General features: G+C 60.5%; 13 protein-coding genes and 1 pseudogene. 4 read left to right on the top strand and 10 right to left on the bottom strand.

What is annotated here, in order from left to right; genetic code table 11:
- Positions 1-68 precede the first annotated feature (68 nt).
- The 3 genes from NKJ72_RS28890 to NKJ72_RS28900 are packed head-to-tail and all read left to right on the top strand — an operon-like array spanning position 69 to position 3593.
- Positions 69-1073, top strand: a complete 1005-nt coding sequence (locus NKJ72_RS28890) for an SDR family NAD(P)-dependent oxidoreductase (protein ID WP_352480477.1) — start codon at positions 69-71, stop codon at positions 1071-1073.
- Positions 1070-2344: a hypothetical protein gene (locus tag NKJ72_RS28895; RefSeq protein WP_352480478.1), complete on the top strand. Its 1275-nt coding sequence runs from the start codon at positions 1070-1072 to the stop codon at positions 2342-2344. Before NKJ72_RS28890 ends, NKJ72_RS28895 begins: the two co-directional genes overlap by 4 nt.
- Positions 2331-3593 (top strand): polysaccharide biosynthesis/export family protein, encoded by a 1263-nt coding sequence (locus NKJ72_RS28900; RefSeq protein WP_352480479.1) that lies wholly within the window; start codon positions 2331-2333, stop codon positions 3591-3593. The genes NKJ72_RS28895 and NKJ72_RS28900 overlap by 14 nt, the downstream gene beginning before the upstream one ends.
- A gap of 36 nt (positions 3594-3629) precedes the next feature.
- On the opposite strand, the gene NKJ72_RS28905 is transcribed toward NKJ72_RS28900, so the two are convergent.
- Both NKJ72_RS28905 and NKJ72_RS28910 read right to left on the bottom strand, forming a co-directional pair.
- Positions 3630-4928: an HlyD family type I secretion periplasmic adaptor subunit gene (locus tag NKJ72_RS28905; RefSeq protein ID WP_352480480.1), complete on the bottom strand. Its 1299-nt coding sequence runs from the start codon at positions 4926-4928 to the stop codon at positions 3630-3632.
- Positions 4929-5170: 242 nt separating this feature from the next.
- Positions 5171-6922 (bottom strand): type I secretion system permease/ATPase, encoded by a 1752-nt coding sequence (locus tag NKJ72_RS28910; RefSeq protein ID WP_352480481.1) that lies wholly within the window; start codon positions 6920-6922, stop codon positions 5171-5173.
- A gap of 406 nt (positions 6923-7328) precedes the next feature.
- Here NKJ72_RS28910 and NKJ72_RS28915 point away from each other — a divergent pair, with 406 nt between their 5' ends.
- The gene (locus tag NKJ72_RS28915) at positions 7329-8021 is read left to right on the top strand and encodes a N5-glutamine methyltransferase family protein (protein ID WP_352480482.1); all 693 of its coding nucleotides are present in this window, start codon (positions 7329-7331) and stop codon (positions 8019-8021) included.
- Positions 8022-8106: 85 nt separating this feature from the next.
- On the opposite strand, the gene NKJ72_RS28920 is transcribed toward NKJ72_RS28915, so the two are convergent.
- The 8 genes and pseudogenes from NKJ72_RS28920 to NKJ72_RS28955 all read right to left on the bottom strand — a co-directional run.
- Complete coding sequence (locus NKJ72_RS28920; RefSeq protein ID WP_254819389.1) at positions 8107-8373, bottom strand: acyl carrier protein; 267 nt, start codon at positions 8371-8373, stop codon at positions 8107-8109.
- 56 nt (positions 8374-8429) lie between these two features.
- On the bottom strand, positions 8430-9986 hold the full coding sequence (locus tag NKJ72_RS28925) for a class I adenylate-forming enzyme family protein (RefSeq protein WP_352480483.1): 1557 nt from the start codon (positions 9984-9986) through the stop codon (positions 8430-8432).
- Positions 9983-12004, bottom strand: a complete 2022-nt coding sequence (asnB, locus tag NKJ72_RS28930; protein WP_352480484.1) for an asparagine synthase (glutamine-hydrolyzing) — start codon at positions 12002-12004, stop codon at positions 9983-9985. Before asnB ends, NKJ72_RS28925 begins: the two co-directional genes overlap by 4 nt.
- A gap of 3 nt (positions 12005-12007) precedes the next feature.
- Positions 12008-12991, bottom strand: a complete 984-nt coding sequence (nadE, locus tag NKJ72_RS28935) for an NAD(+) synthase (RefSeq protein ID WP_352480488.1) — start codon at positions 12989-12991, stop codon at positions 12008-12010.
- Positions 12988-15726, bottom strand: a complete 2739-nt coding sequence (locus tag NKJ72_RS28940; RefSeq protein WP_352480485.1) for an AMP-binding protein — start codon at positions 15724-15726, stop codon at positions 12988-12990. Before NKJ72_RS28940 ends, nadE begins: the two co-directional genes overlap by 4 nt.
- 259 nt (positions 15727-15985) lie before the next feature.
- A complete protein-coding gene (locus NKJ72_RS28945) occupies positions 15986-16234 on the bottom strand; it encodes a hypothetical protein (protein WP_254819531.1) in 249 nt (82 codons plus the stop codon).
- 261 nt (positions 16235-16495) lie between these two features.
- Positions 16496-16806: pseudogene (locus tag NKJ72_RS28950) on the bottom strand (proline iminopeptidase-family hydrolase); the annotation flags it as partial.
- Positions 16807-17056: 250 nt separating this feature from the next.
- On the bottom strand, positions 17057-17527 hold a 471-nt coding region (locus tag NKJ72_RS28955; protein WP_352480486.1), incomplete at its 5' end, for an IS630 family transposase.

Consider the following 17527-nt stretch of genomic DNA (forward strand, 5'->3'; position numbering starts at 1 on the left):
GTGGGACATCGGCGCTCTCGTGGATTTGCAAAGTCAGTGCCTCACGTCATAGGGGGAACGCTTGGGTCATGGCATACAAGGGCAGGAAAGTTCTGGTTACGGGTGCCGATGGGTTCATCGGTTCGCATCTCACCGAGGCGCTCGTCCGTAGCGGTGCCGACGTCACCGCGGTGGCTCTCTACAATTCCTTCGACAGCCACGGCTGGCTGGACGATTTACCGGACACTATACGAAGCCAGTTGAACCTCATCCGCGGCGATGTTCGCGACAGCGCGTTCGTTAATCGGATCGTGCGCGGCCAGGCGGTCGTGTTTCATCTCGCCGCACTGATCGCTATCCCGTATTCGTATGCCGCCGCCCAGTCCTATGTGGAAACCAACATCCTGGGCACGGTCAACGTCCTCGAAGCGGCGCGCCAATGGGAGACAGAGCGTGTGGTGCACACCTCGACAAGCGAGGTTTATGGCACCGCGCTGACAATGCCTATCAGCGAGTCCCACCCATTGCAGGGACAGTCACCGTATTCGGCATCCAAGATCGGTGCGGACATGATGGCGGAGTCCTACGCCAGATCGTTCGACATTCCCGTGGTTATCATGCGGCCCTTCAATACGTACGGCCCACGCCAAAGTGAGCGGGCCATCGTACCGACCATCATACGTCAGGCTCTCGATAAAAAATGCCCTGCGATCATGGTGGGAGACACAAGCCCGATCCGCGACCTTACTTTCGTGGAAGACACTGCGGCGGCGTTTTTGACCGCAGGTTCGGCCGAGCTCGAATTTGGCCATGCCTACAATGCCGGAAGCCAGCGCGCTGTGACGATCTCGGACATATTGGATCTGGTGATCGAGTTGAGTGGCTGCAAGAAACCAATTCACCGCGACGAGCGCCGGCTGCGGCCGCAGAATTCCGAGGTGCGTGCCTTGCTGGCCGATTCTTCGCTCCTCGAAAGCAAGACTGGATGGCGCGCCCAGACCAGCCTGCGCGAAGGCTTGGAGCGGACCATCGGATGGTGGCAAGGGCGCCTCAGCGAAGGCCGGGTGCGACACGAAATGGGCTACATGACATGACCTTTCGCCCGCGTGGGTTGGCTCCGCTGTTGATTGCGGCTGCCTTGTCGTTGGGTTTGTCCACGGCCAGCGGCCGGCAAGACAGCGCGCCGACACAGTTTGTCGCGCCAGTGATGATGGATCTGCCCGATTATCTCCAACCCGCGACGGATCCAGCCTTCGGGACAGTTTTCATGCGCATCACCAAGCCTGGCGCTCTTGGCAACGGCGTCGTATGCGAGAAGAAATTTTGCAGCCACCGTTATTCCAGCTCCCAGGCGTGGAATTCAGACCAGAGCCTCCTCGTCATCACCAACGGCTGCAATGGCATGTGCTTTTTCGACGGGCACACCTATGTCCCGCTTTTCCGTCGCGCTCGATCGGCTGAATGCGAATGGCATCCGCAAAATCCCGATCTGATGATTTGCGTTCAGGACCGGAAAATTTCGACCTGGGCGCCACGGACCAATCGCGAAGACGTGCTGTTCGTGTCGCCGAATTACCATGATCTTCAGTTCGGTCCGTCCAAAGGCAATCCTAGCCGCGACGGCGATCGCATAGCAGTGCGCGCGATCCGTGGGGATGGTGCGATGGTTGCCTTTGCCTATGATCTCAAGCAGCGCCGGAAATTTCCTGACATCGATCTTGCCCAGCTTGCCGGAACGGTCAGCGCCTGCTCGATCTCCCCGCTGGGAGCGAACATCCTGTGCTTTCAGAACGTGAACGAAGACACAGAACAGCGAGCTATTTTCTCCGTCGACGGGACGTTGCGGCAGAGGTGGACGGACCATCATCGGCCCGGCCATGGCGATATGACGGTCGATGATGACGGTAGCGAAGTTTTCGTGGGCATCAGCAAATCCGACCCTGACAAATATCACGTCATCAAAAGGAGACTGATTGACGGGAAGGTCACCTCGCTTATGAAATTTGGCGAAGCGGAGCATGCGTCCGCGCGGGCACTGGACAGGAGCGGCTGGGTGTTCGTGAGCTATGGCGGCAATCCCGATGAGATATCTGCCAATCGCGACTGGGCGCCATATGCGCGAGAGGTGATCGCGCTGCGCCTCGACGGCAGCGGTGAGGTTCGACGAGTCACGCAAACCCACAACGTCCCGTCCGACTATTGGAGCGAAACCCATGCCTCGCCGTCCCCCGACGGCTCACAGGTGATCTGGTCGAGCAACTGGGGCGTGCCTGGCGGGCCAGTCTACGAATTCATCACCCGTCTCGATTGGCCGGAAGAGTCGCGGTCGAACCAGAAGGAGATTGCCGCCAATGGTCCTCGTTAATCGAATCCTTCTTGTCGTGCTCGGCATGCTAGCCGCGATGGAAACGGCCGCTGCGGCGGAAGCACGGGTTCCTTATCGACTTTCCGCCGGCGATACCGTCGAGATAGGAATTGCCTCCATCTCTGAGCGAACGCAACGTGCGGTGGTCCAGATGGACGGCACGATCGCGCTTCCCGAAGTCGGGATGGTTTCGGTTGGCGGCCTGACTCCGGCCGAACTGCAGACACGCATGCAGACGATCTTGCCAACCAAGATATTCCACCAGCGGCTGCCTGACGGGCGGGAGCAAATGATCGTCATCAAGCCGACAGACGTGACCGCCGTGGTTGCAGAGTACAGGCCGATCTATGTGACTGGCGACGTGCTCACTCCCGGACAGCAGGCCTATCGCCCGCTGATGACCGTGCGGCAGGCGATTGCCGTGTCAGGTGGCTTCAGCCTTTTGCGGTCCCGGGCAAACCAGGTTGGCCCCGATCCGGTGGATCTGCGGCGCGATTATGAGTCGCTTTGGGGGGAATACACGAGAGACTATTTTCACAGCGCCCGTCTCCGCGCCGAACTTCAGGGTAAGTCGACTTTCGACATGCAGCCACCACAAGGGTCGCCCTTGTCGGCAGGTTTTGCGTCGGCGATCGCGCAGGCCGAAGCAGAAGGGCTGAAGCTCTCGTTGGACAATTTCCAGAAAGAGCAGAGCTTTCTCGATAAAAGTGGCAAGGATGCTGCAGCACAAACCGAGACCTTGCTCGAGCGCGAGCGGGCCGAAGCGGATGGGGTGAAGGCGGACGAAGACGAACTGGCGCGCGTAAGGAAAGCGTTTGAGTCGGGAAATCTAACCAATACCCGGCTCGCCGACGTCCGGCGCGCTTTGGTGCTCTCTTCCAGCCGGGCACTCGAAACCTCGGTTGAACTTATGAGAGCACGACGTCAGCAGGACGATTTTGCCAGACAGCGCGAACGCAATGACAACCAAAGAAGGATCGGTCTGCTGACCGAGCTGAAGGATACCAACGTGCGCCTTGCCGACGTCAGCGCAAGACTTCGCGCCGCCAGCCAGAAGTTGCAGCCCACGGGAGCGGCCGCCCTGCCGTTGCCGGTTGCCGGCGAAAGGATCCAGGCCGAGGTCACGATCGTTCGCAAGCTCGGCGAAGAATGGCGGAAACAGCTTGTCCAAGAAGACACCGAGGTCATGCCGGGAGACACGATCGAGGTCAGGTTCAGCAGCGCTCTCGAAAACGCGGCGACCCGATGAACCCGCCGGGCTGCCGGTTGAGAGTGTGGCAGCCCCTTACTGCCTGAAGGCCCTGGAGAACTGGTCGGTAAGAGGCTTCATCAAGTAGGACCAGACACTGCGCTCGTCGGTTCTTATGTGGACTTCGGCGGGCATGCCGGGTTTGAGTATTTTCTCTCCAGTCAGGCAGGTCGCTTCATTCTCGACGTCGATGCGAGCCGAAAAATAGGAAAGCTGGCGTTGCTGATCCTTGATCAGATCCGCTGAGACGCGCTTGACCGAGCCTTCGCAAGCAGGTGTGGTGCCGGCGTCGAACGCCGGAAAGCGGATCGACACCTGCTGTCCGGGATGAATCTCATCGATACGCGACGGAGGAATGGAAGCGTCGACAACAAGGTTGTCGGAATCGGGCACAATCATCATGAGCACCTCTCCGGCGCCAATTACGCCTCCGACGGTGTGGACCGAGGATTCTTGTACCGTGCCCGACTGCGGGGCACGAATGTCTGTCCTGCTGAGTTCGTCTTCGGCCACCACCTTGCGCTCACTGAGTTCGGTCTGCTTGGCTTCCGTTTCGCGAAGTTCGTTGGTCACGTCGCTCCGCATTTGTTCGTCGAGCTGAAGCACCTGCAGGTCCGTTTCACTGATGTGAGCCTGTACCTCCGCTATCGCCGCGACAAGGCGTCCCGATTCGCCGCGAGTCCGGGTCTTCTCCAGGCTGACATTGCTCAACCTCTCCTTGGACACCAACTTCTTTGCATAGAGAGATTCGACATCTGCAAGGTTCTTGGTCAGCAGATCCAGAGACTCGTCCGTCGCAGACTGCTGCGATTTGAGGCCATCGATCTGACGTTCCAGCTGCTTCGAGCGGCTTTGCAATTGGGCTTTCTGGCCAGCCAGCGCCGCAGCACGGCTTTCAAACAAGGCACGCTCGCCACTGACAAGTGCCGCCACTTGCGGGTCACCCATTTGAGCGCGAAGGTCGGGCGGGATCTGCATTTCCGGCAGACCCTGGCGCTCGGCCTCCAGTCGGGCCAGACGAATGGTGGCGCGATTGAGGTCCTCGGTGATTATCTGCAGGTTTGCTCGGGTCAAGGTGTTGTCCAGCCTGACCAACACGTCGCCGGCCTTCACATGATCGCCGTCCTGCGCGAAGATTCCGCCGATGGTGCCGCCGGTTTGATGCTGCACTTTTTTTATGTTGCTTTCGACCACCACAGTCGCAGGCGCAATCACCGCGCCGGCAATCTTGGTCAATCCCAACCAGAGCCCTCCGCCAAAGACCAACAGCAAGCTGGTTGCCAGGCCCAGGAGCAGATTGGCCCGGATTCCATCCGGCTCTGGCTTCGTCCCCAACGAACGGCTCTCACCGCCGGCGGCGACGTATGACGACACGGTAACAGTGGAGCGATACCTCGCATATGCTCGTCCGCACCTTTGCGCGGCGGAACGACAATTTGTTGCCAGGCCCCGGACCAGATTACCCCAGGGTAGATTGGCTCGAATGCCATCCGACTCCGGCTTCGCCCCGGTCGGCTGGCCTTCGCCGCCAACCGCAGCATATGACGACATGGTCACGTTAGACACTAAGCAATACCTCACGCATGCCCGCTTGCACCGTGCTGCAGCGGAACGACAATGTTTGGCTTGTCCGGACGCGGGAAGGGCCGGACCACATTTGCCAGAACGTCTTCGCGCGAGCCGAACGAATGGAGCATCCCGTTCGACAGGACGAGTACCTGATCGATGTTGACGAGAGCGGAGGGGCGATGCGCAACGACGATCACGATACCGCCGCGCTGACGCACAGCCAGGATTGCGCCGGCCAAAGCAGCATCGCCGTCTGCGTCCAGATTGGAATTTGGTTCGTCAAGAACGACAAGGAAGGGATCGCCGTAAAGTGCCCTGGCAAGCCCGACGAGCTGCCTCTGCCCAGCCGAAAGGGCCGCGCCGCCTTCTCCGATGCGTGTTTGAAAACCCTGCGGAAGACGCATGATCATCTTGTCCACGCCCGCAGCCTTGGCAGCTGCCAGCACGCCTTTTGCGTCGCTCTTGCCGCCGAACCTCGAAATGTTATCGGCGATCGTCCCGTCGAACAGCTCAACGTCCTGTGGCAGGTAGCCAATATGAATGCCGAGCAGTTCTGAGTTCCACTGATCGAGCGAGGCGCCGTCCAATCTTACCGTGCCACGAAGCGGCTTCCACGCCCCGACCAAAGCGCGCACGAGCGTGGTCTTGCCGGAGCCGCTCGGGCCGACGACCGCGAGCCCTGCGCCTCTTGCCAAGCGGAAGCTTACATTGAAGATGGTTGGCTTCTGCAGGCTTGGTGGCGCGACAGTCAAATCTTCGACCGCAAGCTCCGCCTTTGGGCGCGGCAGTTCCATTGTCTCTTGCTGGCTAGCAAAGGCATCCAGCGCTGCCGCCAGCTCGGAATAGCTCTTGCGGGTTGCCAGAAACCCTCTCCAGTTTGCGATGGCCACATCGACCGGCGCCAGTGAGCGGCCCAGCAAAATGGACGATGCAATGATCACGCCGGGCGAGGCCTCGCCCCCGATCACAAGGTAGGCACCAAGCCCCAGCACACATGATTGCAAGGCCATTCGGAGCGTCTTCGACAGTGAGCTCGCTGCGCCGACGACGTCCGAAAGCCGTTCCTGGTTCTTCAGATAAAGATGACTGACCTCGTTCCAGCGCCGGCTAAGCGGAGCAGACAGGCCCATCGCCTGAACGACCTCTGCATTGCGGCGGCCGGAATCCGCCAGCAGCCGCTGCGCGACGAGTGTTTCAGATGCACGAGCCGCAGGTTTGCGGCCGATGATCTCGGCAACCACCGTCAAAAAAACAACGGCGCATGCACCGAGCGTTGCCAGCACGCCAAGGGCGGGGTGCAGCAGATAGATGACCACCATATAAAATGGTATCCAGGGAGCATCGAATAAGACCGTCGGCCCCAGCCCGGAAAGAAAGCCACGTAGCTGGTCCAGATCACGAAGCGGGTGTATCCGGTTCGCATCCGGCCCGGCGACGAGGGGCAGGGAAAGCGAGGCTGCAAACGCCTTTTGCTGCAGATTTTTATGCAGGCGGCTGCCGATGCGGACCAACAGGCGAAGCCTCACGAAATCGAGGAGCCCATAGGCCGCGTAAAGTCCCAGCATCCCGACGGTAAATCCGATAAGAGTCGGCACGCTCTGCGAAGGCAGCACGCGGTCGTAGACCTGGAGCATGTAGACGGAGCCGGTCAAGGCGAGGATATTTATCAATGCGGAGAAAACGCCTACGCCGACGAGGCCGTGCACACAGCCAAACATTGCGGAGCGTAGATCGAGCGAGCGCTCTTTGGTCGACTTCATGATGCGCGCTCGTTGACGCGAAATTGCCGCGCAATCTCGTCGATTCTTTCGATGAGGGACAAACTTTAACCTTCCGGGAAGCAGCAGCTCCGCCCCGCTGCTGGAACATTACGAATTGCTTACATATGTGCCTTCTTTGATTAAAATGTAGCAAAATCGTGACGCCAGGCTGAGAATTCGGCAACTGCCTCGCCAGCCTGGGGATAACCGGCTCGAGTAAGGAGATATTCCTAATCATGACACGGCGCAGAAGCTTATGGTCATCTTTGTAGCATCAGGGCTTCAAAGCGTCTGAGGCGGGATTGGGTTTTGATTTTGTCGATCGAGAGTTAAGCGGTTTTAAGATACACTTTATCGGTGCGCCATTGTCGGCCACCAACGCCGGGTAAAACGGGAGGTGAGTGTCGTGAGCGAAGAGATCAATGTCGCCGATGCCTATGGCAGGGGCCGCAGCACCTTCATGGGACTGCAGCTGCTCGTCTCGCCCGGTGCGCTTGTTCCTCGACCGGAAACGGAACTGCTCGGCAACGCCGCTCTCGATGTTCTGAGCCAACTGAACTTGCCGGTACCTCGCGTTGTCGACATGTGCTGTGGGGCGGGCAATCTGGCATGCGCCATCGCGCACCACGCCCCCACCGCGCGCGTGTGGGCAAGCGATCTTACCGACGGATGCGTGCAGGTCGCGCGCCGCAACGTCATCCATCTTGATATGGAGGAGCGGGTAACGGTGCTTCAGGGCGACTTGTTCAGCGCCTTCTCCGGCCTGGAGCTTGACGGCACGATCGATGTGGTCGTTTGCAACCCGCCCTACATTTCGGAAAAACGGCTCGAGGGCGACCGTTCGCATCTGGTCGAACTCGAGCCGCGTGAAGCATTCGCGGCCGGCCCCTACGGCCTGAGCATCCACATGCGGGTGCTCAAGGAGGCGCCGCGTTATTTGCGGCGCGGAGGCATCCTGCTTTTCGAGGTCGGCCTTGGCCAGGACCGGCAGGTCATGAGTTTGCTCGAGCGTTCCAAGGTCTATGAGAGTATCCGGGCAGTCACCAATCCAGCCGGCGAGGGCCGGGTGGTTGTGGCACATACAAAGGCGCAGGCATAAGCGCCACAGTCGCGGCAGGCTTCAGACGCGCTGTCGCGGCTTAAAACAGCCGGGGATTTGAAACAGAGCTGCGGGCTTTCGGCAATCAGTTTCTCTTGCGCATGACGTATCGCGCAATTCCCTGGATGGAATCGAGGTTCTCGGGCAGCAGCTCGCTGTCTTCGACCGTGATGCCGAAGGTCTCCTCGATGAAGCCGATAACCTCGAGCACCCCCGTCGAGTCCACGATGCCCTGGTCGAGAAGCGAGGTGTCGCTCTCCAGACTGTCCGGATCGGCTATATAGAAATTCGAGGCCAGGAAAGCGCGAATTTGTTCACTGAAGGTATCGGTTCTATCCTTGGTAGATAACATTGATTTCGCCTCCGGTACAAAAGATGAATGCTGATCAACTTCGCTCTGGTGCCGACTCATGACAGGGCCGTTTTTTTGAGTTTGCCCGTGTCGGTCATCGGCAGACTGGGTACGATGACGATGGACTTCGGAACCATGAAGTTTTCCAGCCGTCTCTGGCACTCTTTCTGCAACTGCTTTTCGCCGAGCATGCTTCCCTGCTCCATCACGACAAACGCCTTCACTGCTTGCCCGAGCAGTTCGTCCGGAACGCCGATGACCGCGGCTTCCCGTACGCCGGCAATGTTCATCAACGCGTTCTCCACCTCCTTCGGCGCTATCTTCTCTCCCCGCGATTTTATGATCTCGTCGCCGCGACCGACAAAGTAGAGGTAGCCCTCGGCGTCCATCCGGCAGTAGTCGCCGGTGTACAGGACCTGCTCACCCGGCAGCGGTCCGGGCTTGAGCTTTCTGGCTGTCGCCTCCGGCTTGCCCCAATAGCCCTTCATCACCGTCGCTCCGCGGATGACGAGCTGACCAACGACGCCGGGGCCGACCCGCCTGTCATGCTCGTCGACAATCCACATTTCCGTGTTGGGGATGGCGATGCCGACGCTCAACGGCTTTCGCTCCAGATCGTCCGGCGGCAGGTAGGTGCAGCGCTTGCATTCGGTAAGGCCGTACATCGAATAGATACGGGCGCCAGAAAACAGCTCCTGCAGCAGGAGAATGTGCTTGAGCGGGAGGGCGGCCGCAGTGTTGGTGACATAGCGAATGCTCGAAAAATCCTGATCCCTCAGAGACTTGAGCTCCCCGAGTGCGGCAAAGATGGTCGGTACGCCGGGAAAGCCCGTCACCCTTTCTTGCTTGATCAGCCCAAGGATCTGCGCCGGGAAGGCGAACGAGCGCTCAAGCACGAGCCGGGCGCCCGCGCCGAACGCCATGATCATCTGGTAAAGACCGTAGTCGAAGGCGAGCGGCAGGACATTGAGGATCACCTCGTCTTCGGCAAGCGCCAGGTATGAGGAAATCGAGGCGCATGCGGCGATCATGTTTCGATGCGTCAGCATCACGCCCTTGGGCTCACCCGTCGAGCCGGACGTATAAATGATCGCAGCGAGATCGATGTCGATGCAGCGGCGCGCGGGCGGCGTGCTGCGGGCTGCCGCGACCGCAGTATCCCAGCGCACAGCATGCGGCAGTTCTTGCAGGTCGTTGCGTTCGATCGGCCCGGAGACGATCATGCGGCGCAACGATGGGCAATTCCGCGCCGGGTCCCTGAAAATCGAGTGCAGGTGTTTGTCGGTGATCAGTGCCGTCGGCCGGCAATCGTTGAGCAAATAATCGAGCTTGTCGCTTTTGGTGAGCGGATTGACGATGCACACCACGGCGTTGGCCTTGAGCACCGCCCAGAAAGCGACGACGGCCTCGACAGTGTTGTCGGCGAAGATCACCACTCGATCGCCACGCGCAATTCCAGCCTCGGTCAAATGGTGCGCTATGGCGTTCGAGCGCATGTCGAGATCGCCATAGGTGACACGTTGATTGCCGCACACCAGGGCCACCTTGGCGCCGAGCCGGCTGGCAGAGTTGGTGAGATAGTCGTGCAGGAGCGGTACGGCGTCATGCATCATGCGAGCACCTCTTCACGATACTCGCGGTCGATATCGATGCTGAGCTTGAGCGTGCGAGCCCCACTTGGACGGCTCGCGATAAATTGCCGATGGAGAAGCTGCGTCGACAGCACTCCGACCAGCGCCATATTGTCGGAGTTGGACAGGTCGCCGCCGCCGGCGCTGGCTTGGCACTTGCTCAGGAGCCGGGTAACCGATTTGGGATCGAAGACGTTCGCTTCGCGCAGCGCCGCCTCCGAAAGTGCCTCGCGAATGTAGGCCGGAGCGCCATCTGCGACGAAGCAAAGCGCGTTGGGGGCCCGGTAAGGCTGTTTCTTGCGGGTGACGATTTCCGACGGCACGATCGGTTGCGCCACACGTTTCAGCACATGCTTTTCGTCGAGCACGCGCAGCTTGTAGGCGGCCGGAAGCGAATTCGCGAGCCTCACGAGGTCATGGTCGAGGAACGGGAAGCGCCCTTCGACGGAATGAGCCATGAGCATCCTGTCCCCTTGTGAGGACAGCAGGTAGCCCGACATCAGCGTCTGGATCTCGATATACTGGTCCTGCGCAAGAGAGCCCCATCGCGAAAACTCCGGCGGCAGGCGGGCAAGCAGCTCGGACACGGCGTTATGGCGCTCCGTTTGGGCGCGCATGTCCGCCGAAAACAGCCGCTTGATGGCGCTTGTGGTACGCCAGCGCGTGCCGTGCGCAAAACCAGGCGCATCACAGGCGTGGATGTCGCGCCCGAAGAACTGGCGTGCCATCGCTTGCTGCTGTACCGGCGAGCGGCTGAGATAGGGATAGAGGCGCTCCAGCAAACGGGAGCGTCGCTTCGAGGCGGGCTGGCGTCCCCAGAAGCGGCGGACCTTGCCTTCGCGGAATAAATCGTAGCCGGCGAACATTTCGTCGGCCCCTTCGCCGGTCAGCACGACCTTGATGCCATGCTGGCGCACCAGTCTCGAGAGCAGGAACAGCGGCGCCGGCGCGGTTCTTAGGATTGGCCGCTCGGTATGGTAGATCACCTCAGGGAAGATGCCAGCGATATCGCTGCGCGAAACAACCACCTCATGATGGTCACTGCCGGCCACGCCGGCAATCAGGCGCTGGAAATACGTCTCGTCATATTCGGCGTCGGCAAAACGCAGCGAGAAAGTCTGGAAGCGCTCGCCCGCGAAGCGTCTCCCCAGCGTGGCGACCAGTGAGCTGTCGAGCCCGCCGGACAAATAGCAGCCAACCGGCACGTCGGCGCGTACTATCCTGAGCGCCGTCGCGGCCTCCAGGGCGCTGCGCACTTCCTCCACCGCGTCATCAAGCGAGCCGCTGAATTCATCATCGCCAGGCCCGTCAACCTCTGGATAGGCAGGCTTCCAAAAAACCCGCTCGCGAACGACGCCGCGGTCATAAATGCGGACATGCCCAGGCGTGAGTTCGCTTACTCCTCCAAACACGCCTTGTGGCGGCGCGACAGTCCAAAGAGTAAAAGTCTGATCGATGCCGGCTGGATCGAACGCGCGGGGTATGTCCGCATCGGCCGCGAAAATGGCCTTCACCTCGCTGGCGAAGTAAAGCCGTCCGCCATGCTCGCAAAAGTGCAGCGGGCAGATGCCGAACCGATCCCGCGACAAGACGAGACGACCAGCCACGGAGTCCCAGATGGCGACTGCCCACTGCCCATTCATTCGCTCGAAGGCGGCCTCGCCCCAGGCATGATAGGCATGGACGATGACCTCGGTGTCGCTGCGTGTGCGGAAGCGATAACCGAGCGCGGCCAGGTCTTGTCGCAGCTCGACGTAATTGAAGATTTCGCCGTTGAAGACGATCCACATCGTGTCGCCCGCGCCGGCGAGTGGCTGCTGGCCGCTCGCGAGATCGATGACGGACAGGCGGGCATGCGCCAATCCCGCACGTCTGTCCCGGTAAAGGCCGCGCTCGTCCGGGCCGCGATGCGCCAGCGCGCCCACCATCCGCATCAGCGCATCCCGGGAGGGGGGAGCCGCGGCGCCGCTCAACGACACAATTCCGGCGATGCCGCACATCGCCTAGCCCTCGCCCATTGAAGAGGACACCAACGGCCGCGCGTGAAGATAACGTGCGGCGCGCCGCTTGCTATCGATATCCTTGAAGACTTTCTGGACCTGCGCCTCGGTGAGGCCGGTTGCCTCAGCGACCCCTTCGCTGGCTATCCCGTGGTTCAAGCCGTAGAGGCACAGATCCATCAAATAATAAGGCAGCGCGAAGTAGAACTCCTCCTGACTCTGCGGCATCGAGAAGGTGTCCGTGGTGGGCGGTCTTCGCCGGACCTCTTCCTCCACCCCAAGATATTCGGCCAATTGATAGACCTGGGTTTTGTAGAGGTGGACGATTGGCATCAGGTCGGCAATTCCGTCGCCTTGCTTGACGAAGAAGCCCTGGTCGTACTCCAGGCGGTTCGGCGTGCCCGCTACCGCGTAGTTGAGGCGGTCGGCATGGTAGTATTCGGTCATCTTGCGCAGGCGCTGCTTGTAATTGGTTGCCGCGACGATCTGCAGGTAGGCTGCCGACGGCAGACGCACCGTGTCGGTCCTGCCCTCGGGATCCTGAACCGTGAGGCGCGTGATGTTGAGACCGTTGCTCTCGAGAACCGAGGCGAGCACCAGCTTGCATTTCCAGCCGTCCCCATATTCGGGAACGACAGTCTTGATTGCTTCGGTCTGCCGTCTGTAGGCGCCGATCGCTTCGAGAGCCGGCGTTATATCCTCCAGGACGGTATCGATACCAAGCTGCGCGGCGACGGTGCGGCCGAGCCTTAGCGAGTCGCCGGAGGAATGGCGCTCCGGCATGAATATCCCGAGGACCTTGTCTCTTCCAAAGGCGCGAACACACAACGCCGCGACGACTGAGCTGTCGATGCCGCCTGAGAGGCCGACAACCACCCCTCGACGTCGCAGGGTGCCAAAGACCTGCTGGCGCAAGATCTGGACGATGCGATCGACTTCCGCGCCAGCGTCGAGCACCAGGGCGTCTTTGCCGAATGTTGAGATCAGGTCGATGGCTTGTACTCCAGTTTGCGAGACTCGGTTGGCGAATAGGTTTGCGCCACCGCTTTCTCGATAAGGGGACGGTTGGTGGCGAGGTGAGGCTCTATGACCAAGTCGATATGGGTGCCGACGATCGGAATCACGTCCAGATGGGCGAAAACGCGATCCCAGCCGATGGCCAGAGTCATTCCCGGTCGAGCACAGCGAAACAGGGTGCCGGTGATCGGCAGCGCCGGCTTCGGCTCTGTCAGCCATTGGAAGAAGGCCCGTGCCCGCAAAACCTCCTGCAGTTCCAGTTTGGTTCTAAAGCTCGTCGCATTGAATTGTCCCTGAGCGTAGCGATCGAGAAACCGGACCAGTTGCGCCTCTCGCCGCATTTTCACGGCGACTTTCGCGAGGGCGCGGCAAGCCATCCGGGAAGCGGATACGCGGTTGGTCCGGATTCGATTGAATGTGCGCGTAAACGTCTCCAAGTAGGCGCTTCGCTCGCCGATGAGGCTGGTGTCGAGGATGCCGAGGAACTTTACAGTTCGCCCCGCGGCCAGCAGCCGCGCCGCAACTTCGAAAGCAACAGCCCCGCCGAGCGAATGGCCAAGAAGTCGTATGTTACCCGAAGGTTGAGTGCGGCGGATCTGCTCGACGGCGGCATCGGCCATGTCGGCGAGGCTGTTTTGCCCGCGCAGTATCAGAGCCAGGGCCGGATACCTGATCGGGGCAACGCGGGTGACCTTGCCCATCGCTGCTGCAAAGGCAGCAAGGCTCGGGCCATAGCCGACCGACCCCGGGAACAGAAAAAGAATGGGAGGATCGTGCTTCTCGGCGCGCGCGCTTTGGTCGCCTGCCTGTGCAGACACGACCGCCTTGACCATTTCGTCCAGGCTCATCCCGACGGTGAAGGCCTCAAGACCGAGTTCCTGCCCGATAGCGCTTTCGATTTCCATGACGCAGTGCAGCAGCTTCAGTGAATCTCCTCCGGCGTCGTCCCAGCGCCCTGCCGCCACCCGCGTATTAAGAATGCTGGTCCATGCCCGCTGGACGACCTGCTGCGCCGTCAGCTTGCCTCGCGGCTCGAGCGGACGCTCGATCGCTGCCGTCTCTCTGGCTGAAAGATCCATGTCTGCAAGTGTCGTGATGTCGACTTTGCCGCTCGGCAGACGCGGCATCTCGGCGATCGTGTGCAACCGTAGGGGACGCAGCGGCGGCGGCAGATTGGACCTGACAAGCTGGCGAAGCTCGTCTGAAAAGGCCGCTTCGGCCGAGCGCCGAGGAACAACAAAGGCGACAAGCTCATTCGCCGCAGCCACGATTGCCACAGCATCCGCAACAGAGGGTGCGCAACGCAGCACCCGTTCGAGCTCGGCTGGCTCGACGCGTCGACCATTGATCTTTACCTGGCGCCCCTTGCGACCGACGATGTGCAGTAGGCCTTGGTCATCAAGTCGAACGAGGTCACCCGTCGCAAAAATCCGAAGGCTTGGATCGTCCGGGTCTGATGTTGCCTGCACAACCGCCCCGTCCTCCCAATGGCCAAGCAAGACATAGGGGCTCCTGATCAGAAGCTCTCCGCGGTGGCCTGGTTGAACGCGGCGGCCCGCTTTGTCGACAATTGCAAAGGTGATGCCAGGCAGTAGCCAGCCAACTGGAACCGAATCTCCATGCTCCGGCCAGTCTCGCGGCAGGAACCATTGCGAGCCCGTGGTCTCGGTCGACGAGTAACCGATCTGGATGAGGCACGTATCGGAGACGGCCTTGCGCAGCAGGGCGATGTCGCTCCACGGCACCTTCTCGCCACCGATCCGAGCGACTCTGAGTGAATGAAACGCTTCCGCAGGTCCGTCTGCCATAAGCGCGCGAAGCAGTGCCGGCACCAGATAGGTGATCGTCACGCCCGCGGATCGCACCAGACGTTGCACGGCGCGCAAGCCGACCGCTTCGACTTCGACCAGATGCAAGGTGGCGCCGGTGAGAAGAGCCGCAAGAATTTCCCGGCACCCGGCGATTGTGGCGGGTCCGGTCAATGGCAGGAAAACATCATCCGAGTTTATGTGGCATGCATCGACATATTGCTGGACCCGGCACAGCAAGCTGCGCTGGCTGTTAACGATGCCTTTGGGCCGGCCCGTGCTTCCTGACGTATAAAGCACGATGGCGGGCGCATCGACCGAGGCGAAATAAGACTGAGGCACTTGCCCACCCTGCGAGGCCGCACTGGTCGACACATCGATCCAACTGACCCGGTGAGGCAAACCGTCGGGTCGGACATTGCCCTCGCCCAGAATAGCTGAGAGTCGCGCCCCGGCCACGATTTCAAGAATCCGCGGGCCAGGATCTCGTGCGTTCAGCGGCACCGAAGGGCGCCCAGCCGCCATGCTTGCCAGCATGGCGATGGGATACCAGGCTGAGTTGGCCTGAAGAATCCCTATCGCCTGTCCATCTGGGACGGCCGCCGCGATCTGGCAGGACAGCGTCTCGACTGACCGGAGAAGCTGGGAATAGGTCAGACGATTGGCGCCGTCGCTGATCGCAAGCTTGTCGGGGTACTGGCGGACGATATTTCTCAGGTGCTCGAAGGCCGCAATGTTGGTAAAATCGGCGCCCAATCTTTGAAATGGGCGCAGTACGGGACCACCCTGATCCAGTGGGTATTGTGGGACACTTGACCAATTATCGGAGGTCGTTGTCTGACAATCCACCGCTAGATCCTGATCCGCGACTTCTGATCCCAAATATGCCGAAGACATGAGTTGCCTACGCTAAGATTAGGGTCACTTATCGCCCCCCGCCCCGATCTTTTCATCGATCATTCTGATGATGCCCTTCGCCTGTTTCGCAAGCCGCGGGCCGAGCCAATCATGCCGAGCTCGCTGGCTGCCGTGGTGCGCATGACACGGCGAGCACTGGCGTTTGTGCCAAGTTGGCAACGCCTGTTGGACACATGCCAAGGCGGGATGAAGACAAAGGTGGGTTGAAGACGGAATTGCGGCTGCGCAGGCATATTGCCTATTCTGTGTTTCTCCCGGGCGATACAGGCGATGCTTCGGTGTCGGAATAGCTGCCGGGGGCGAAACAATATGCATAGATCTGTCCCCGATTTTCGTCGGTCACGCGAATCCAATCCTTTTCCCACGTTCGGAAGGTAATACGCCCGCCCGTCATCATAGCTGCGGCTCTGAACGGACTCGGCGCGTTGACAACGCGCACCGATATAACATCGTCGCCGTCCATACGCTCGACGAGATACGTCTGCATGAAAGCCTCCCCATGCCCCGCTAGATCACCCGCACTTTAACGACGGCTAATCAATTCGGTTGCAACGTGTTTTGCGAAACTTGGAAGCGATCGTTTCCATACCCACCGGCGCCGGGGGTCCCTCCCACTCCGTATCCGTCAGATTTTTCAGCGACGGGAAGCCAGTACAGGTGAAGGCAGGCTGATTCGGGCCATGCCGGCCTTCATGACCACTGCGCCGTGTCGACGATCCGTTGGAGCAGAAGGCCGGATGCTGGAACGTCAATCGTATTTGGCCAGGAAGCGCCCGACGGCGGCGAGGCAGTCGTGCTTTTCCTCGACATGCGGCATGTGGCTGGAATTGGGGAAGACCAGGCCTTCGACGTACGGGATAAGATCCAGAAGGGCTGGACGCAGGCCTCGGTCGCTTCGTCGTAGAAGTCGCGGAAAACCAGGGTCGGCGCCTCGATCCGATGCAGGCGGTCGACGATGGTCCAGTCCCTCATCGTGCCGATGACGTGGAAGTCATTGGGACCGTTCATGGTGTGATAGACGGTCGGATCTTCCTCGATTGCCGCAAATGTCCGGGCGACCATTACACCGCGGCGCTGCGTTCCGCCGATCTGCCGCAGCGAGCGCCCGCTTCTCCAAAGCATCGGCGAGGGCCGTCTGGTCGCCTGCCATCATCCAGCCGACGGCTGACGAGGGGAATTCTCGTTCAACGATATCCGGACCGTCAGCCGTAATCGTTGCTTCGGCGAGAATAGAGGCCGATCTGGACGCCGCACGATCCGGCGCTATGTTGCGCTTCGGCGGCCGGGCATCGCGGATGCCTAGAGTCTTTCACGTTTTGACGGAAGCGTAGCCGGCGTTTGCGAAGTAGTTGTTGCATTCGGTTGCCTCGATCGTTTCAACGAGGTGGCCGATGTGGCGCCAAGTGTCCTCGACGGTACGCTTCTGCGCTTGGCGCATCCAGTGTTTGATTTTGGCAAAGGCCTGCTCGATCGGGTTGAGGTCGGGAGAGTAGGGCGGCAAATACCAAAGCCTGGCGCCGGCGGCCTTGATCATCTGTCTGATGGCGGCCGACTTATGGCTTCCCAGATTATCCATGATGACGATATCGCCGGGCTTCAGCACGGTGATGAGCTGTTGCTCGACATAGGCGCGGAAGCATTGGCCGTTGATCGGGCCGTCGAAGACGCAAGGTGCCGCGAGCCTATCGCAGCGTCGCGCGCCGAGGAAGGTCAGCGTGCGCCAGTGGCCGTGCGGGGCCAAGCCGCGCAGCCGCTTGCCCTTCGGCCCCCAACCGCGCAG

Origin of the sequence: Mesorhizobium sp. M0045 (assembly GCF_040323385.1) — a bacterium.
In the GTDB taxonomy this organism is placed as follows: domain Bacteria; phylum Pseudomonadota; class Alphaproteobacteria; order Rhizobiales; family Rhizobiaceae; genus Mesorhizobium.

What these genes read in the sequence shown, in the direction of transcription:
- NKJ72_RS28890 (WP_352480477.1), top strand. Translation starts at nt 69, where the DNA reads ATGGCATACAAGGGCAGGAAAGTTCTGGTTACGGGTGCCGATGGGTTC.
- NKJ72_RS28895 (WP_352480478.1), top strand. Translation starts at nt 1,070, where the DNA reads ATGACCTTTCGCCCGCGTGGGTTGGCTCCGCTGTTGATTGCGGCTGCC.
- NKJ72_RS28900 (WP_352480479.1), top strand. Translation starts at nt 2,331, where the DNA reads ATGGTCCTCGTTAATCGAATCCTTCTTGTCGTGCTCGGCATGCTAGCC.
- NKJ72_RS28910 (WP_352480481.1), bottom strand. Translation starts at nt 6,922, where the DNA reads ATGAAGTCGACCAAAGAGCGCTCGCTCGATCTACGCTCCGCAATGTTT.
- NKJ72_RS28920 (WP_254819389.1), bottom strand. Translation starts at nt 8,373, where the DNA reads ATGTTATCTACCAAGGATAGAACCGATACCTTCAGTGAACAAATTCGC.
- NKJ72_RS28925 (WP_352480483.1), bottom strand. Translation starts at nt 9,986, where the DNA reads ATGATGCATGACGCCGTACCGCTCCTGCACGACTATCTCACCAACTCT.
- asnB (WP_352480484.1), bottom strand. Translation starts at nt 12,004, where the DNA reads ATGTGCGGCATCGCCGGAATTGTGTCGTTGAGCGGCGCCGCGGCTCCC.
- NKJ72_RS28940 (WP_352480485.1), bottom strand. Translation starts at nt 15,726, where the DNA reads ATGTCTTCGGCATATTTGGGATCAGAAGTCGCGGATCAGGATCTAGCG.
- NKJ72_RS28945 (WP_254819531.1), bottom strand. Translation starts at nt 16,234, where the DNA reads ATGCAGACGTATCTCGTCGAGCGTATGGACGGCGACGATGTTATATCG.